Below are 16846 nucleotides of genomic sequence, written 5' to 3' on the forward strand. Positions count from 1 at the left end.
TTGCGGGGCGTTTTCGCATATGGCTGAGTAGAGGAGTGCATCGCTATGCCAACCCGAGCAGTCCGCTGGTTCCGGGCGCTGACGGCCCCGTATCGACGCAGCATTCAGCTTAAGCTGATCTTGACGATGATTGTTCTATCTGTGCTGCCGGTCATTGCTGTCACGGTGCTGGCTGCGGAAAAAAGTAGAGCTTCCATGGAAGCTGAAGTAGTAGAGACGAACATGTCCAATATGAAATGGACGGGGATCTATATCAGCGACCAGCTAGATCGTCTGAATCATCTGATTTACAGCATTCAGATCAGCCCTGATCTGAGCGATTATTTGAATGAGCGCGAGCCTGACAATCTTTCAAGCCAATTTAATGCCCAGCGAAAAATGCTGAATACGATGGCGAATGTGTATTATTCGGCCGGAAGTCATGTGATCGGCATCCAGCTTTATTTGAAGCAATCGCAAACCTTGTTTACCTTCAATAGTATGCAAAATGAAATTACGACAGTGAGCGGTATTCCCCCACAGTATGCCGAGATGTGGCAAGCGAATAAGGATTATTCGATTCGTCCAAGCTCTGCTGACCCAGAACGCTTTATTTTGACGCGCAGTATTCGGCGTTTTGAAGACCAGAAGCAGACGGGGGTTATTTCTTTGGATGTATTGTGGTCGCAATTCGATCAGACGCTGGGCCTGCTGGGACGAGGGGATCAGCATCAGGTGCTTATTACAGATGCAGATGGCGGGGTTATGTATCCAGCACAGGCTCGGCAGTCGCCTCCTCCTGCAAGTGTGCTGTCAGCTCTTCGTGACGTTAAGCCGGGCCTCGGGATGATTCAAACTGCTGAACATTATGTGTTCTATAATGATCTGGATGTAGTTGGACTGAAGCTGGTCAAAATCGTACCCACTTCCTCCATTAACCACAGCGCTTTTTCAACGATGCTGTATGGTATTATCGTCGGCGTGATTTCAATCCTGGTTTCCATCTGCATTGCCGTTTTCGTCGCATGGCGGACTGCACGTCCGATTGTTCATTTGGCGCGTTCCGTACAGGAGCTGGATATGATCAAAGGACCGATTGGACAGCCAAGTACACGCCCGGATGAGATAGGGCTGCTGGAAAGAAGTCTGCATGGGATGGCAGGCCGAATTCGCGAGCATATTCAGGCGGAATACAGTATAAATTTGCAAAAAAAGACGGCTGAATTGAAAGCGCTCCAAGCGCAGATTCATCCACATTTTCTGCAAAATACGCTGCAAATGATCGGAAGTATGGTGTTTTCGCAAAAGCCGGAGGACACCTATGAAGTCATTCGGTCGCTGAGTGAGATGTTCCGTTACGTGGTACGGGAACCTCAGGATTTGGCCTCTTTACGCGCAGAGCTCGACCATGTGGGACACTATATGCGCATCCAGCAACGGCGATTTCCACAAAGATTGGTGTTTCAGGTGGAGACGGAAGAACAGGCGATGGATATTCGACTGCCTAAGCTATCGCTTCAGCCATTGTTGGAAAACGCGTTTCAGCACGGTCTTGATCGAAAGGCGGGGGCATGGAGAATGGGGATTCGGGTGGAGATTATGAAAGAAGACGTGTGTATTACGGTTTGCGATAATGGAAACGGCATGGCCCCGGACAAGCTGGAAAAAGTACGGGCAAAGCTGGAAAACGCGTCGGAGGAACCGATCTGGGCGCAGGGTAGTCATATCGGATTGAGCAATGTGTCTTCACGCATACGGATGAATTTTGGAGTGCGCTACGGAGTGAGGATAGATAGTGAGCAGGGAGTCGGTACACGTGTCACTATCCGCATTCCATTTACCTCAGCAGAGGAGGGAAAAGTATGATCAGAGTATTAATTGTGGACGATGAGCCGTGGAACCGCGATATTCTAAAGACATTTGGCACATGGGAAAAACTTGGAATGTTGGTAGTGGGTGAGGCTGAAGACGGAGACGAGGCGTTCAGGCTGGTCGGGGAGTTAGCTCCCCATATTGTGATTACTGATATGCACATGCCGGGTGCGGACGGAGTGGAGCTGCTGCAAGCGCTAAATAACCATTGTCCTGATGTAAAAATCATTGTCGTGAGCGGATATGATGACTTTGCGTATGCCAAACATGCCATCCGTTACAAGGCCGTCGATTATTTGTTAAAGCCAGTCAATCCTACAGAGCTGAATACAGTGTTGCTCAAATGCAAAAACGATCTGGAGGTCAAGGCTGCTGAACAGCAGCAAGAAGCGACGGAGCTGGATTATGGTTTTTTTCACAAGCTGACCCGGTATAAGCAACTGCTGCGTCTTTATTTTAATGAGTTGAACCGTGACGGGGTGAACATAACTTGTAGGCAGGTTATGCAGGAGCTGGAGAGTTATGGAGCACCAAGTCCACATATGCTGGGCAGGCTGGTGCAGGAGCTTCTTTCCCTGCTAAAAGAGCTCACAGCGGATAACGGGCTAGATACTTCTACGGCAAAGGCAGGATTCCCACTGTCGCAGGATGCCGTATCCTCTGTAGAACATGCGCTGGAATTCGTATCGTCGTGCTATGTTCAGGAACTGGATCAGCTCATTCGGCAGCGGAAATACAAAAACAAACTGAATTTAGAAGAAGTACGACGATATATCGACAGTCACTTTGCTGGGCCGATTACACTGGAGCAGTTGGCAAAAAACTTTTTTGTGAGCAAAGAGTATATGAGTAAGGTATTTAAGCAGGAGTATGGTCAAAATGTAACGGACTACATCGTAGAGCGAAGAATGGAAAACGCGCGGGAATGGCTGGTCAATAAACAGATTTCAATCAAAGCAGTCGCGGAGATGGCAGGATATGAGGATGTGTCTTATTTCTATCGGGTATTTAAAAAGCATTTTGGCATGGCACCCGGTGAAATGAGGAAGGAAGTTTAAAAAAGTCCAATCCAATAAGCTAAGGGCGTCCAATGGCAGAAGTGATCTCTCATTCTATAATGAAAGCGTATACAAAACGAGCAGTACAAAGGAATTTGGCCTTTATGAAGTTCGCACAGAGCTGAATAGAGGTTGAAGACCGGCGGCATAGCTGCTTTGAATAACAACTGATTTGCCGATGGGTAACGGTTATTTTCAAAATAGGGGAGGTCATTTTTCATGAAAATGTGGAAATGTGTATTGAGCACGATGCTGGTTGGCACGTTATTGGCCGGGTGTGGAGCGAATTCTTCAGGCAGTGACAGCAGCGGTTCCGTTGGAGACGGCAAAACGGTGAATCTCAAAATGTTTATTGCTCAGCCCCGTTTGAAGGAGCACTACGATAAATACATTAATGCTTTCGTAGCGAAAGAGAAGAAAGATAAAAATATCGACGTTACGGTGCAACTGGAGATGCCGCCTGCTGACAACGCCGCACAAATTTTGAAGACAAGACTCGCATCCAACGATGCGCCGGACGTATTTGCATTGCACGCGGTGAATGAAATTCCTCCGTTTTATAAAGCGGGCTATTTGGAGGATTTGTCCGGTCAGCCTTTTGTTAACAAATTGATGGATAGTGTGAAGCCTTCGGTGACAACCAAAGACGGAAAGGTCGTAGCGGTTCCTTTAGAAACGATCTCATGGGGCTACTTGTACAATAAAAAGATATTTAAGGATTTGGATTTGCAGCCGCCGGGAACGTTGACCGAAATGAAGGCTGTGGTGGAGAAGCTGAAAGCGAATAATGTAAAACCGTTCCTGTTGTCCTACAAGGAATCCTGGATTCCACAGCTGTTTGTGCCTTTGACAGCAGGTGCGATGATGAACACACAGAACAAAGATTTTATCGAACGGATGAATCAGGACCAAGGCTCCTTTTCCGAAATGAAGAGCATGTTCGATATTATTGATCTGGTGAATAGCAACGGTACTGACAAGGCGCTGGAAATCGGCGGGGATGATGGATCGGCTGCGTTTGCCTCGGGTAAAGCGGCGATGTGGATTCAGGGACCGTGGTTTGCGGAAACGATTTTAAAATCGGATCCGAAGATGGATTTTGGGGTAGCAGGGCTGCCGATCAATGACGATCCCAATGCGACATTGATCAATTTGTCCACTTCGACTTCGCTGGCTGTATCCTCCACAAGCAAGAACAAGGAGGTTGCGCTCGATTTTGTTAACTATGTGCTGGATGACAAGGATTCTAGCGCGTTCTATGAAGCATTGAAATTTAACCCGATCTCCAAAGTGCATACGTTTAAAAGCTATCCTTGGATTAATGACGCTACCGAATGCGTAAAAGCAGGCAAGTCGTACCAAGATCCATCTATCCCGCAAGCGGTTAAGGACGAGGCAGGCAAATCGCTACAATCCTATTATGCTGGTCAGCTCACGCAGGATGATGTCATTAAGGCGCTGGATAAGGCATGGAAATCGTATAACAAAGTGAACAAGTAACGGTAACCTATAGATTACACCAGGAGGGAGAGACTCCATGCCTTTTAAAATCTATAAAAAATACGTCATGCTACTGGCGTTTACAGCCCCGGCGCTGATCTTTTACGCTATCTTCCTGCTCATTCCAACGATCAGCGGCATGTACTACAGCTTTACAGACTGGAACGGCTTGAATCCCAATTACAGCTTTATCGGCTTGGGGAACTTTGTGGAATCGTTGAAGGAAGACCCCGATTTTCTCAATTCCCTTTGGTTTACTCTTAAATACGTATTAGTGATGATTGTGCTGCAAAATGTACTGGCACTGGCATTGGCAGTGTTGATTGAGTCGCGTACACGTACCAAAGGATTTTTCCGGACAATATTTTTCATGCCCAATATGATCAGTACCATTATTAGCGCATTTATGTGGACCTTCGTTTTTTCTTCCGTGCTGCCACAGATCGCCGAAAAGACGGCTATCGCTTTTTTGGGCCAATCGTGGCTGGGCGATCCGAAAGTATCTTTCTTCTCTATCATTATTGTGTCGCTCTGGAATGGTGTCGGTTATATGATGATCATCTATCTGGCTGCGCTTCAAGGTGTACCACAAAGCTTGAAGGAGGCTGCTATTATTGACGGGGCGAACGCATTTCAGACATTGCGAAGTGTGACGATGCCGATGATTACTCATGCGATTACGATCTGTTTCTTCCTGACGCTGAATGGTGCCTTCAAGGTGTATGAGGTCGTATACGGACTGACTGGCGGGGGGCCAGGGCGCAGTACACAGGTGATTACGATGAACATTTATGAGGAGGCGTTCTCCAACAACTTCCGTTATGGTTATGCGAGCGCCAAATCCGTTATTTTGTTCGCAATCGTTCTCATTTTCACCCTGATTCAGCTGCGTGTCATGAAGAAGAGGGAGGTGGAGGCATGAGGCTGAAGAAAGCCAATTCCTTGCTGATTACGCTGATTTTGTGCGTGGGCGCTGTCGTGTCCTTCTTCCCAATCTACATGGCGGTAATTAACTCGCTTAAAACACAGGGTGAGATGTTTGCATCCTTTACGGCGTTGCCGACGAAGCTTCACTTTGAAAATTACAGTCAGGCTTTTCATCAGACTCATTTGCTGAACAGCGCTCTTAATTCCACGATTATTTCTTTTATCGGCATTGGTGGCATTGTGATCTGTTCGGCACTGGCAGGCTACAAGCTGTCTCGTACACAGGGGAAACTGAGCAGTGCGATTTTCTTCCTGTTTGTCGCATCGATGCTGGTGCCGTTTCACTCTATTATGATACCGCTTACACGAATGGCAAAAGATTTGTCCGTTCAAGGCAGTACGTACGGCTTGGCCTTGATCTATATCGGCTTGGGTGTGAATATGGCGATCTTTTTGTATCATGGATTCGTCAAATCCATCCCGCGTGAGCTGGAAGAATCCGCACAAATGGACGGCTGTAATGAGTTCCAAACGTTCTTTCGCATTATATTTCCTTTGCTGCTGCCGATCACAGTTACCATCGCGATTTTGGATTTTCTGTGGATTTGGAACGACTTTTTGCTTCCATTGTTGATGCTGACGGATGTGAACCATTACACTCTGATTCTCTCGACCAATATGCTGTTTGGAGAGTACAACAAGGATTGGTCGCTTATTCTGGCCGCACTCGTGCTGACATCCATCCCGGTTATCCTGATCTATGCATTCTTTCAGAAATTCATTATGGAGGGCATCGCAGAGGGAGCGGTTAAGGGATAAGATGGAAAGCCTTCCTATCAACAAGGAAGGCTTTTTCTCTGATTCAGCTTTTTTCGCGCCAACGTTTCAATAAAAAGATAGGAAGGGTTACAAACAAAATTGCAAAGGCTACAATGATCCACCACTGAGGGTCAATGATATACAACACGACTCCGATCAGCAGAACTGTTGTTATTATGAAAATTCTCACTTTCAACATTGTTCTCTTACTCACCCTAGCTTCTAATTTTGGCAACGTTATGAGGGAGATTGCAGTTAACGCAGCAAAAAATATGGAGGTAAATGAATTATAGATAATATCAGCTCCTTGATCTAATTACCCACCCAGGATTGTTCGGAATTAATGTGATAAAATAGAAACCCCCCGCTGAGGAAGGCTTTTGTTTTGGAACGACGCACATCCAACGTTACTTCGAGAAAATACTTATAATAAAAAATAAAAGCGAAATGATGATCAAAGTTAGATATATACTAGAAACCCGTTTTCCGATCGTAGCTCCAAACTCTTTAGGATTTTTATATCCAATGATTAAACTGGGAATAAAAAAAATACTGGATAGATAAATGGTGTAGTGAAACCTAGTATTATCAACACTGTTAGACCAGGCGGGCAATCCTAAAAAGGAAAGCAGCTGGTCTCCCAATATGTAATTGCCAAACTCGAAAGAAACAACCATGCCAAGAAGAGATAAAAGCAGTGAAAGTGATCCCCAACCTATTTTTTTTCTGTTTTTTCTCAACATTTCAAAGATAATTAGTAAAATTACAATTGCTTGTATGCTGTATGTCAACATGATTGAAAACATAAAGTACCTCCTTGAACATTAAAATCCAATGATAAGATGTCAATTTCGAAAATGAGTATACCATTTTTTGGAATGCTTTCATATGCTTTTCAATACAGCGATCGTAAGATCAAATGGAACGTGAAGCGTCTCTAGCCATACAATATTTCATCTGAATGTAAAAGGAGATGATTATGTTGGCTACCTTCTCGGCCGCGCTTCAAGTGAAAAAGCGGATGGCCAAGCGAGTCTTAAAAATGCCCGGTGTCCACGGCATTGGCGTAGGATACAGGGACCCTGCCCATCCCAAAAAGGGAGCCGCTGTCATTGTGTATACGGACCGTCTAGCGTCGGCCTCTACTGGACTCCTGTCGGCCACCGCCTTAGGAAAGAAAACGAACGTTCCAGTCCGAATTGTAAAAACTGGAATGATCAGAGCCAATGCCACGGACTACAAAGTGCGCATACGCCCGGTCATCGCCGGCTACAGTGTCGGGACGATTGAAGGCTCCGGTTCAACCGGACTCATCGTTGCCCCAACTGGAGCGCCGGCGACGCGTTATCTTTTTAGCAATAACCATGTCCTCAATCCCTCCAATACAGACAATCGGGAGGCTACAATACAGCCAGGCGGAGCCGATGAGGGGACGGTTACTCAGGATCGTATAGGAAGGCTGTATCGTTACGTACGCTTGAATCCCACCGGTACAAATCTGATTGATGCGGCGCTTTCGCTTCCAACCCGTAACAACCTGCTCAATCCGCGTTACGCTACGGTAGGAGCGATTCCAGGTCATGTTACCGCATATCGCATAGGAGAAAGATTGAAGAAGGTTGGGCGTACGACCGGACGGGTCAATGGCACGGTAGAGTCCGTCTATACGGACCTGCAAATCAATTATGGCGGAGAGTTGGGTTTACTGACCTTCGAAGATCAGACGGTTATTAGAGGTACGACTCCTGTATCACTACCTGGGGATTCCGGCTCTGTATGGCTCAGACAGTCAGATAATTATGCAGCTGCGGTCAACTATGCAGGCACGGCAGATGGTCGCTTATCTATAGCCTTTCCGGTGCAGTGGGCCATGCAGGTATTCAACACACGGGTAGCCCGCCCCAACGGGGCAGGCAGGGTACTGAGGGTAGATACAGGAGCTTCCCCTCGCTCCTATACTAGGCAACTCACCAGTGAGGAACTGGTTCGCTTAAGACCAAGAACGACACGCATTAGACGAAGCTAAACGTCCTACAGATGGAAAAGCTGCCGCTGATCGTCCCGATAAAGCGGTCGCTTTAAAAGCTTTCCGAAGGACTGCTTGCTTCGGAAGTATCATCTCCCCGGATTTCTCCCCTGATTATAGACTTAACTTAAGTAATCCGGGGGTGGAGCTAATATAGGAAGAATCATTCACGATACCAATTATTTATGACGATAATGATTCACGACGCAAATCATTCACGGTACAAATCATTCATAATCTAAAACGTTAACGGCATGAATGAATATATTCTAATCTGCTCCTTCAGCATATGAATGGGCTCCCACATCATGGGCTGTAATGGTGCTGCTTGCCGAGGCCAAGCCCCGAATTTCCTGAGCGGTTAGGGCTCTGTTGTAAATAATCAGTTCATCCACTGCACCGTTCAGGTAGGGATCATCAAACTGGGATTTCCCAATGTAGTTCCGGTCTGTCAGTCCAAGGCTGGAAGGCTTGAGCGTCATGTTCGTGTTACGCGTCGCCTCTACACCGTCCAGATACATCATTCCAGTATTGCCTGACAAAGTCACGGCGACATGCTTCCAAACCCCTGTTGCCAGCTCTGGTGCATTCAACTGTTGTTCCTCTCCGTTCCCCGAGACGGTGATAGCAAAACGCATACCGGTTCCCTCGGCCTTGGGTGTCAAAAACATATACCGATCCGTGCCTGCTCCAAAATCAAACAGGCGTGCCCAGCCGTTATGCGTGTTCACCCGTACCCACGCGGCAATCGTAAAGTCATTTATGCTGCTAACGATACCACCGGGCAGGCTAGCATAGGCGTCTGTACCGTTAAAGTGCAGGGCATTGCCTTTCCGTCCGGCTCCCCACGCGCCTCCACTTACACTGGCCTGCTGTCCATAACCTGACGAATCGGCTGCGGTAGATCCGGCCGTTTCGTCAAATTCATAACGGGCTACAATGTCTCCGACGGGAGACGGGTTGTCTGTACTCGACTGGATACGGATATCATAGTTGGCTGCCGTACCGATATTCAGTCTGACCGTGGTCGCAGAGCTGTTAGCAGCCGTGACTGATCCGGTTTTTGTGCCGTCTACGAGCACGTCATACGTACCTGCCGCGAGTCCGGTCAAGCTCATAACGGTAGTATGAGTCGTGCCTGGGGTCATATTTTTCAGTGTCAGGCGGATATTGTTCTTGGACTTGGACACGATGGCCGAGCTATATTGATCCCGGTTCAACTCCACACTCAGCTTCTGGGTGATCAGATGCAGACGTTGGAATACGCCGTCTTTTGGAGTAACCGTATAGCTGTTATTGCTTTCTGTAACGTCACAGCCATAACCGAACAAACCGAATATGGGATCGACAGCAACATCCGAGCTTAGAATTTTAATGGCTCCAAACAGCCCTAGATCGGCTTCCCCGGACATGCCACGCCATCCGTTAAAGAGAGGGCCGCCGTCCAGACCCAGGGCGCCGTAATTGCCCTTGCCTGCCTGATATGTCCACGATACCGCCCCGATATTGGCAGGATCAGAGCTGATCTGTCCCGAGTTAATCGCCCCGATGTTCGCCAGCTTGGCGGCATAGGATAGACGCTGATCCACTTCAGGCTTGGACGAATAACGACGTGTCCAGTCATCCATCGCATAGCCTGCCAGCGAGGCCGTGTACTGGAAGTTCCACCAATTTTCTCCGGTGATTGTGACCGGATCGGCGTAATAGTACCAGACAGGCATATGACCACGTGCAGCACGCGTTTTGGCGTTGATTTTGTTCATCATCGTCGTGTTGTTGTTCATTTTGGCGAGTGTATATACGGCTTCTTCGCCTGTATTGTCATAGTTATACTCAGAGCCATAAGGATAGGTGGTGTTTTTGAAATTGTTGTACTTGGTAGCCATTTTGGCAATCAGGTCGTTAGCCTCGGTGGTCAAGCCTTCTTCCTGAAGCGCTTTAATGATATCAGGTGTAGTTAGCTCACCCATGAGTCCCGTGTTCCAATTATAAGCAACAGGGCCTTCATACAACGCTTTAAAAATACGATAAGCACGTAGCAAATATGTGTTTTTGCTATTGCGATAGCTGATCAGGTTGGGATACAGCTTGGCAAGTTTATACATGCTAAAAAATGTATTATAAATGTGCGGATAGGCATAGCCCCGGTACGTTGGTGTCGTATTAGGCTGGGGCATCAGGAAATCAGGAACCAGATAATCGGTATGATGGCCTTCCATCAAATTCGTCCAGATGGCCACCTCCAAATAATCATCGACTGCCTTGATTTCAGATACTACGGGCTTCTGAACGTTTTTCTCCGCCAGAAACTGGCCGTGAGTTAGTCCCCAATCATCACCCCAGCCCCAGTAGCCAGCAAAGCTGTTTCGTTTGGCCTTGTATTGCATCATCCAGTCATCAAAGACCTTGTCCCTCAGGTCGCCCGGCACGTTCCATTGGGTGCTGTTGACCATGAAGGTAGAGTGACGCTGAAGTGCAGCTTCGACTGGCTCGATGGCATAGAACTGGAGAACGGTTTTTTCGCCGTTACCATAGTTTACAGTAATATTGTTATGTCCCAGTCGTCCCAGTGTAAGTTCATATATTTTATGGTTTGTAGGGGCTGTTTCCAGATAGCTGATGGTCGTTTCGGACGGATATTGCGCTGTGACAGAGGTAATGGATTTGCTGGTATGCAGATCGAATTTGGCCTTGAGATTGGTCGGGAAAATCATACCCGGAACCACGGTCACATCCACATGTCCCTCACTGTACAGCCTGTCCTTTACAGCCTGCTCGTCCGCTACTTTATAAAATTTAAAGGCATACGTTTTGCTTTCACCAGGAGCCAGCGACAGACTGGTGCTTCCGAGATAACCACGGTTGGTGCTCTTGATGACATAGGAGTGGATATAGAACACATTCAGTCCTTCGGACCAGCCGCCTTGCTCCATAGCCCAAGTGCTGCCGGGATGCTCCTCAGTTCTCCAATGGTCCTGATATTCGAGACCAGCACCCGTTGAGGCATCAGGGATTAGCAGTACATACGGTCCGATGCCGCTAGGTCGTCCAGCGGTAATAAAGGAGCTATTATGGCCTACAAAGGAGTGTGAGAGTACTCTGGTTTCATAAATTTGTTCATTATTGCCACCGGACCAGTACTCGTTAAACGGAAGCGGCAGTCCCCAATCTCCGATCTCCAGCGTTTGATTAGAGGTGTTTGTTACTTTCATTTGCCAATGCAAATAATCGTTAACCAACGAATAAGTTTCATGTAAAATGAAATTACGTATTCCTTGATTGTTTGATGAATTCTGATAGGCTACCTGGACACTGTTTCCAGAAGAGGTGATCTGGCGCGCATCAGTAGAATTACTTGTCCATGCCCGAGTCCACGCTCCGTTGCCGAGACGATAGGTGAACATGAGTTCACCCAGCCACTGATGATCTGACGTATTCTGTTTAGGTGCGTTGGAGCTATTCATGAAATAGTTGGTATTAAAAGTGTCCCCTACCAGCTGTAAGGAAGAGAGATCGCCGTAATCTCCGACAGAGATGGAGAACACTTGATTAGATAGTTGTACTGCCATGCTATCAACCTCCTAACAAAGGTTCGTGAGCGTGCTCACTACGTTAATATATGTGTGAGAAATACTTTTGCTACCCTATGTATGAGAATTGATAGAAAATAGATTCATATAAATGTCCTAGAGGGCGCTCAATGGTGGAGGTAGAGGTATTATGAAAATTAAAATGGAGTTGCCGAAGATTCCTGTCGACTTGCCCGTATTAAATGAAGAAATGTATTCCTTACGATCCAAAGGCGAATATCGTATGGGGTCTGTAGAGGATATGATTTTGGATAATGTGGAAGCGGTTAAGGTTTCATTAGAGAAGATGACTTTTAAAAATGTAACGATCATGGAATCGTCATTGCCGGAAAGTGAATGGACAGACGTCATTTTTGATAAATGCGATCTGTCTAATGTTCATTTTTCCGGTTCCTTTATCCATCGGGTAGAGTTCAGGAACTGCAAATTGCTTGGAACAGACTTTTCCAGAAGCAGGCTCCAAAACGTTCGTTTTTCGGATTGCTTAGGGGATTATTCGATGTTCCGTTTTGCTAATTTTAAGCAAGTTGGTTTTGAAGATTGTTCTTTAATAAGTGCCGATCTGTATCATTTAACACTACAAAAAACCTTTTTTAACCGTTGCAATCTGGATCAAGCGGTGCTATCCGGGTCCAAGCTCAAAGGGATTGATCTGAGCGATTGCGAATTTGATGGGTTACAGGTGGATATAGAAGATTTGAATGGCTGCATCATTTCACCGCATCAGGCTTCATCATTTGTGGGCCTTTTGGGGCTAGTGATTAAATAAGGGATTCCTCACTGATTTTTATTACGCTCCCATGCCTGGCGCAGATGTTTAATATGATGTTTGCTTATCCGTAAGGGGGCTATGTTCCGCCCATAACAAAAAAAGATCCGCCTAAGCGGATCTCCAGGCTGTCGAGAAACCCCCTGTTTTTTTGCAGGGGGTTTAAAACTGTCTTAGTGGTCTAAAAACTAGGGTCCTCAGATCGTTTTAAATCGATTTTTGTTTTAAAAGATGCGTCTCCCCATATAAAAATAGAAGTGTCGAAAAGTCCTCTGGACTTTCTCGACACTCTGAAGATCCGCCTAAGCGGATCTCTTGCATTTATTGATAGCTTATTTTTTTTTAATAACCGGCCGTACAGACTTCGTTGTCAAGACATTAAGCGCGTCACGCACTTCAGTGGCGAAAACAAGCGGCTTTTCTACTTTTTCGAAGTGGATGTACCAGAGATTGGGGTTATCGAATAGCCAGTGATTGTGCAGTGCCGTTACTTTGACACCATGTTTACGAAGTCGAGAAATAAATGGATTAATTTCTGCGGTCAAAATCACGGTTTCACCAAGACATAATCCTTTTCCGTTACGGCCAATACTCTCGAAAGAAAAAGCTTGGGGTATTGCAAGAAAGGATCTAGTCTTTTTCCCTAAAATGATCGGCTTGATGTTATTTCTGACTGCAGATGCAGTACAAACTCCGTTAATGATTTGAGGTGTTGCTTTTAATATAGCTGCAAACTGTCTACAAAGCGGACTAATTGCCATTTCTCTCACTCCAATTCTTTTGAATTACTAGCATCATATGAAAAAGTAAGGGAATGGGAAGGGTAAGTCTTCTTTATCATTAGTCTAATTTGCTATATACAAAGTACGAATGGAGCACCCTTTTAAAGCCTCAGCTTTGCTCCGTGATACTCATGTTTGATACTGTCCCATGCCTGGCGCAGACGATTAAACCCTTCAATAATTTGTTGCTCCGTTAAATGGGCAAAGATAAAGCAGGCTGATGGAGGTCCCGGTGTCAGTTGGTAATCGGCGGCATCACGCCATGTGACTCCGTAAAATTGTGCTGTCTGCATCAAATGATGATACTGGGCAGACTCATGCTTCCAGATGGAATAGGCATGTAGTCCGCAATCGTTCTGATGCCAGTGAAACAGTTCACTTAACTGCTGTATTTCACGCTGAAACACGTCGTAGCGTGATCTGTATATTCGAGTCATCCGACGCACATGGCGTACATAGTCGCCGCGCATCATAAAACGTGCTAGTGCGCGCTGTTCCAAGCGGGCAGGCGGCAGGGGATCATATAGTCGTTTGGCAGCTGTCAGCGCTTGGGCCAATTCAACGGGCAGAATCGCAAATCCGAGTCGAAGGCTGCTGAACATGCTTTTGGAAAAGGAACCGACATAGATCACACATTCCGCGCGATCCAGTGCTTTTAACGGCTCAATGGGTCGTCCTGCCCAGCGGAATTCACTGTCATAATCGTCCTCAATGATCCACGCTCCTTTGGATGCTGCCCATTGCAAAATGTGTTGACGGCGTGCTAATGGCAACACAGCACCCGTTGGAAACTGACGTCCCGGCGTAACAAACAGCAATTTGGAATCCCAATCCTGTGGGACAATTCCATGTTGATCCATTTCAGCAGCATGTATCTGTCCGCCTGAGGCAGTAACTGCACGATAGATGCCGGAATAACAGGGATTCTCCAATACAATTCGATCTTGTTCATGAATAAGCAACTGACTTAATAACGTGATCACTTCCATGGAACCACTGCATAATACGACTTGATCCGGGGTAGCCGTTATTCCGCGTGTTCTGCCAACATGATGGCAAATCGCTTCGCGCAGCCATTCATCACCGTTCACGGGTGCAGTCGTCGTATCAGCCGAGGGCCTTTGCAGATCTTTTCCAGCGGCAGTCATTGCGCTTTTCCATGCGATCTGTGAATTGCCCTCCAATACAACTTCTCCTGCCTGGAAAGAAATCAAAGGCGGTTGCGCACTGTCTCTATCTGTAGCAGAAGCAGGAGACGACTGTAAGTTTCGTTCCCTTTCGATCTGCATGATTCGTTGTCCCCATGCTGATAGAGCAGGGGCTTTTTGTTTTGCGAGAGGTGAATTTTGGTTCTGCTGGCTGATTAGAGATTTGTCGGGCAGCGTCGCTGTCTGTTGCATAACAAAGGTTCCTCTGCCTACTGCCGAGTCTACATATCCTTCTGCCAACAGCATATCGTATGCCTCTTTAACGCTCCCTCGCGAAATTCCATACATCACAGCCAGATCACGAGTGGAAGGCAGACGCATACCACTGGCAAGGGAACCATTGAGGATTCCCTCACGAAGAGCATGATACAATGCCAAATATTTTAAATGATACTTTTGAAGCGCACGCTGATAAGCAATTGTAATATCCATACTCTTCTCCTTCGATTGGACCACTCATTTTCATTCATATTGGATCTTTTTATGAATCCATTTTCAACATAATCTGAAATGTATCATTGGTCAATAGATGGAAGGAGAGTTCCCTGTGAGAAGAAAAGAATTTACGGTGGCAGAACAAGAGGAAATAGAGCAGTTTCTGAGCGAGGTCAGTTTCGGATTTTTAGGCATGAACAGCGAGGATGGTTTTCCGCGTGTGGTTCCCTTGAATTTCGCTTATGGAAACGGCGTTTTTTATATTCATGGCAGCCGTGCTGGAGAAAAGATGGAACGGATGAAAGAAGATAATCGGGTTACTTTTTCAGCCGCCAAAGAATATGCGCTCATTCCGTCTTATTTTACGGATGAACATATGGCATGTCCTGCGACATCATTTTTTAAAAGTATTACTGTGCGTGGTCATGCGGAGCATGTAGTGGATTTGGAAGAAAAAGCATCGGCCTTTTCCATTTTTATGAGTAAGCTGCAACCGGAAGGCGGGTATGACACGATTGATGCCAGCGATTCTCGGTATGCTTCACGCTTGAAAGGGGTCGCTCTGATCAAAATTGTACCAGAGGAATGGACTTCCAAGTTTAAATTTGGTCAAAATGTAAAAGATCAGGAACGTCAGCAGATTATCGACGGCTTGCAACAACGGGGGCTAGATGATGATCTGACAACGATTGAGATGATGCGCAAATATTGTCCTCATCACTGAGCGTAATAAATTCCTGCTCGCTCACCGTCAGATTGGTTAATTATACCTTGTAGGGAGATGCCCTTGATTTTCCAAAACTTTCAGTCCTTCTGTATTAGGACTTTTGAAGGACAGGTATATTTCATCCTCAAGCCCGTTGTTCTTACTGCAAAGGAACTTTATAATACGATAGATTTGTGGCGTAAGGGGGCAAGACCGTGATGAGAGCAGGAGTCAGAAGTCGGGAAAGTCGAAGGTTGTTACTGGAAGCGGGGGCTGAAGAGTTCGCTCAGACGGGGTTTTATCAGACTAAGGTAAGTTCGATCGCGGCACGTGCAGGATTGACGCAGCCGGATTTTTATATTCATTTTGAAAGCAAGGAACAAATGTATGAGGAGCTTGTGGAGAGCTTTCGTACTTTGGTGAATGATACGGTACAAAGCATGAAGATAGGCCCAGACCTAAGCGAGGCTGAAATTTTGAGACGGGGACAGGTGTTTCTGGAAGCTATTTTTCGTGTGTTGTCTAATAATCCGGCGATCACTCGTGTCGGTTTTTACCAGGCGGCAGACTCGGTGCGCATTAAGGCGGAAATGGCCGAGCATATCAAAAAGCATCTGCTGGCGGCGCAACGATGGGGCTCCTGCTGTGAGGAACTGGACCCTGAACTAACAGCAGAATGCGTGATCGGCTTGATTGAACGGCTGACGTTAACTAAATTGCTGCCTGGACGTGAAAGTCCGTCTGTGCTTGCCAAGCAGGCACGAAACCTCCTGTATCACGGCATGCTCGGGTCCGAAGAATAACAGGACAGTACAACCCCAACCTAGATTTGGGCGGTTGGTGCGGCATTTGTCCCTATCATGAATGATGGCATAAGCATAAGATGCTCTTGTAAACCATGAAGGGAGGAATCACCATGTCTGGAGTAGGCGCTGGTTATGGAGCTTTTACATCTACAGGAGCGATTCTGGTACTTTTCATTCTGCTCGTTATTATTTCCAAAGCATTCGTCATCTAATTCGTAGCTCATGAATCTGATTTCGGGCGATTTGTTGTAATCGACAGAGGGAGGAGGAACTTAAGATGGGTGAAGTAGAAAGAGGTTGCGGTGGTGGTGGCTACAACATGTTTACTTCCACTGGTGTCATTCTGGTACTCTTCATTTTGTTGGTTAT

At 46.5% G+C, this 16846-nt stretch carries 14 protein-coding genes; 10 read left to right on the forward strand and 4 right to left on the reverse strand.

All coding sequences use genetic code 11. From position 1 onward, the window contains the following. Positions 1-45: 45 nt before the first annotated feature. From G9G54_RS16940 to G9G54_RS16960, 5 genes are all read left to right on the forward strand, one after another. The gene (locus G9G54_RS16940) at positions 46-1845 is read left to right on the forward strand and encodes a sensor histidine kinase (protein ID WP_165178945.1); all 1800 of its coding nucleotides are present in this window, start codon (positions 46-48) and stop codon (positions 1843-1845) included. Continuing rightward, the gene (locus tag G9G54_RS16945) at positions 1842-2909 is read left to right on the forward strand and encodes a response regulator transcription factor (protein WP_165178946.1); all 1068 of its coding nucleotides are present in this window, start codon (positions 1842-1844) and stop codon (positions 2907-2909) included. Before G9G54_RS16940 ends, G9G54_RS16945 begins: the two co-directional genes overlap by 4 nt. Before the next feature lie 219 nt (positions 2910-3128). After that, positions 3129-4409 (forward strand): ABC transporter substrate-binding protein, encoded by a 1281-nt coding sequence (locus tag G9G54_RS16950; RefSeq protein WP_165178947.1) that lies wholly within the window; start codon positions 3129-3131, stop codon positions 4407-4409. A 37-nt stretch (positions 4410-4446) separates the two neighbouring features. Next, the gene (locus G9G54_RS16955) at positions 4447-5331 is read left to right on the forward strand and encodes a carbohydrate ABC transporter permease (protein WP_023986930.1); all 885 of its coding nucleotides are present in this window, start codon (positions 4447-4449) and stop codon (positions 5329-5331) included. Continuing rightward, entirely contained in the window at positions 5328-6155 is an 828-nt protein-coding gene (locus G9G54_RS16960; RefSeq protein ID WP_165178948.1) for a carbohydrate ABC transporter permease, read from the forward strand. Before G9G54_RS16955 ends, G9G54_RS16960 begins: the two co-directional genes overlap by 4 nt. A 407-nt stretch (positions 6156-6562) precedes the next feature. Here G9G54_RS16960 and G9G54_RS16965 read toward each other — a convergent pair whose 3' ends face one another. Beyond that, positions 6563-6961: a hypothetical protein gene (locus G9G54_RS16965; protein WP_165178949.1), complete on the reverse strand. Its 399-nt coding sequence runs from the start codon at positions 6959-6961 to the stop codon at positions 6563-6565. Positions 6962-7134: 173 nt separating this feature from the next. Here G9G54_RS16965 and G9G54_RS16970 point away from each other — a divergent pair, with 173 nt between their 5' ends. Next, positions 7135-8181, forward strand: coding sequence for a hypothetical protein (locus G9G54_RS16970; protein ID WP_165178950.1), 1047 nt, complete (start codon positions 7135-7137; stop codon positions 8179-8181). A gap of 269 nt (positions 8182-8450) precedes the next feature. On the opposite strand, the gene G9G54_RS16975 is transcribed toward G9G54_RS16970, so the two are convergent. After that, on the reverse strand, positions 8451-11750 hold the full coding sequence (locus G9G54_RS16975; protein WP_165178951.1) for a DUF5695 domain-containing protein: 3300 nt from the start codon (positions 11748-11750) through the stop codon (positions 8451-8453). Between the two features lie 151 nt (positions 11751-11901). On the opposite strand from G9G54_RS16975, the gene G9G54_RS16980 reads away from it, so the two are divergent. Then, positions 11902-12540, forward strand: a complete 639-nt coding sequence (locus tag G9G54_RS16980) for a pentapeptide repeat-containing protein (RefSeq protein ID WP_103046944.1) — start codon at positions 11902-11904, stop codon at positions 12538-12540. A gap of 332 nt (positions 12541-12872) precedes the next feature. Here the strand turns inward: G9G54_RS16980 and G9G54_RS16985 are convergent, their stop codons facing one another. Together G9G54_RS16985 and pdxR are read right to left on the reverse strand one after the other, a co-directional pair. Further along, entirely contained in the window at positions 12873-13301 is a 429-nt protein-coding gene (locus G9G54_RS16985; protein ID WP_165178952.1) for a DUF1259 domain-containing protein, read from the reverse strand. Positions 13302-13423: 122 nt separating this feature from the next. Then, positions 13424-14962: a MocR-like pyridoxine biosynthesis transcription factor PdxR gene (gene pdxR, locus G9G54_RS16990; RefSeq protein ID WP_165178953.1), complete on the reverse strand. Its 1539-nt coding sequence runs from the start codon at positions 14960-14962 to the stop codon at positions 13424-13426. 115 nt (positions 14963-15077) lie between these two features. Here pdxR and G9G54_RS16995 point away from each other — a divergent pair, with 115 nt between their 5' ends. From G9G54_RS16995 to G9G54_RS25750, 3 genes are all read left to right on the forward strand, one after another. Then, complete coding sequence (locus tag G9G54_RS16995) at positions 15078-15689, forward strand: pyridoxamine 5'-phosphate oxidase family protein (protein ID WP_165178954.1); 612 nt, start codon at positions 15078-15080, stop codon at positions 15687-15689. Positions 15690-15889: 200 nt separating this feature from the next. Next, positions 15890-16474: a TetR/AcrR family transcriptional regulator gene (locus tag G9G54_RS17000; protein ID WP_165179036.1), complete on the forward strand. Its 585-nt coding sequence runs from the start codon at positions 15890-15892 to the stop codon at positions 16472-16474. Positions 16475-16587: 113 nt separating this feature from the next. Beyond that, positions 16588-16689, forward strand: coding sequence for a hypothetical protein (locus tag G9G54_RS25750; protein ID WP_014599460.1), 102 nt, complete (start codon positions 16588-16590; stop codon positions 16687-16689). The last annotated feature ends 157 nt before the right edge of the window (positions 16690-16846 follow it).

The sequence above is a fragment of the Paenibacillus sp. EKM212P genome (assembly GCF_011066115.1).
In the GTDB taxonomy this organism is placed as follows: Bacteria; Bacillota; Bacilli; order Paenibacillales; family Paenibacillaceae; genus Paenibacillus; species Paenibacillus polymyxa_B.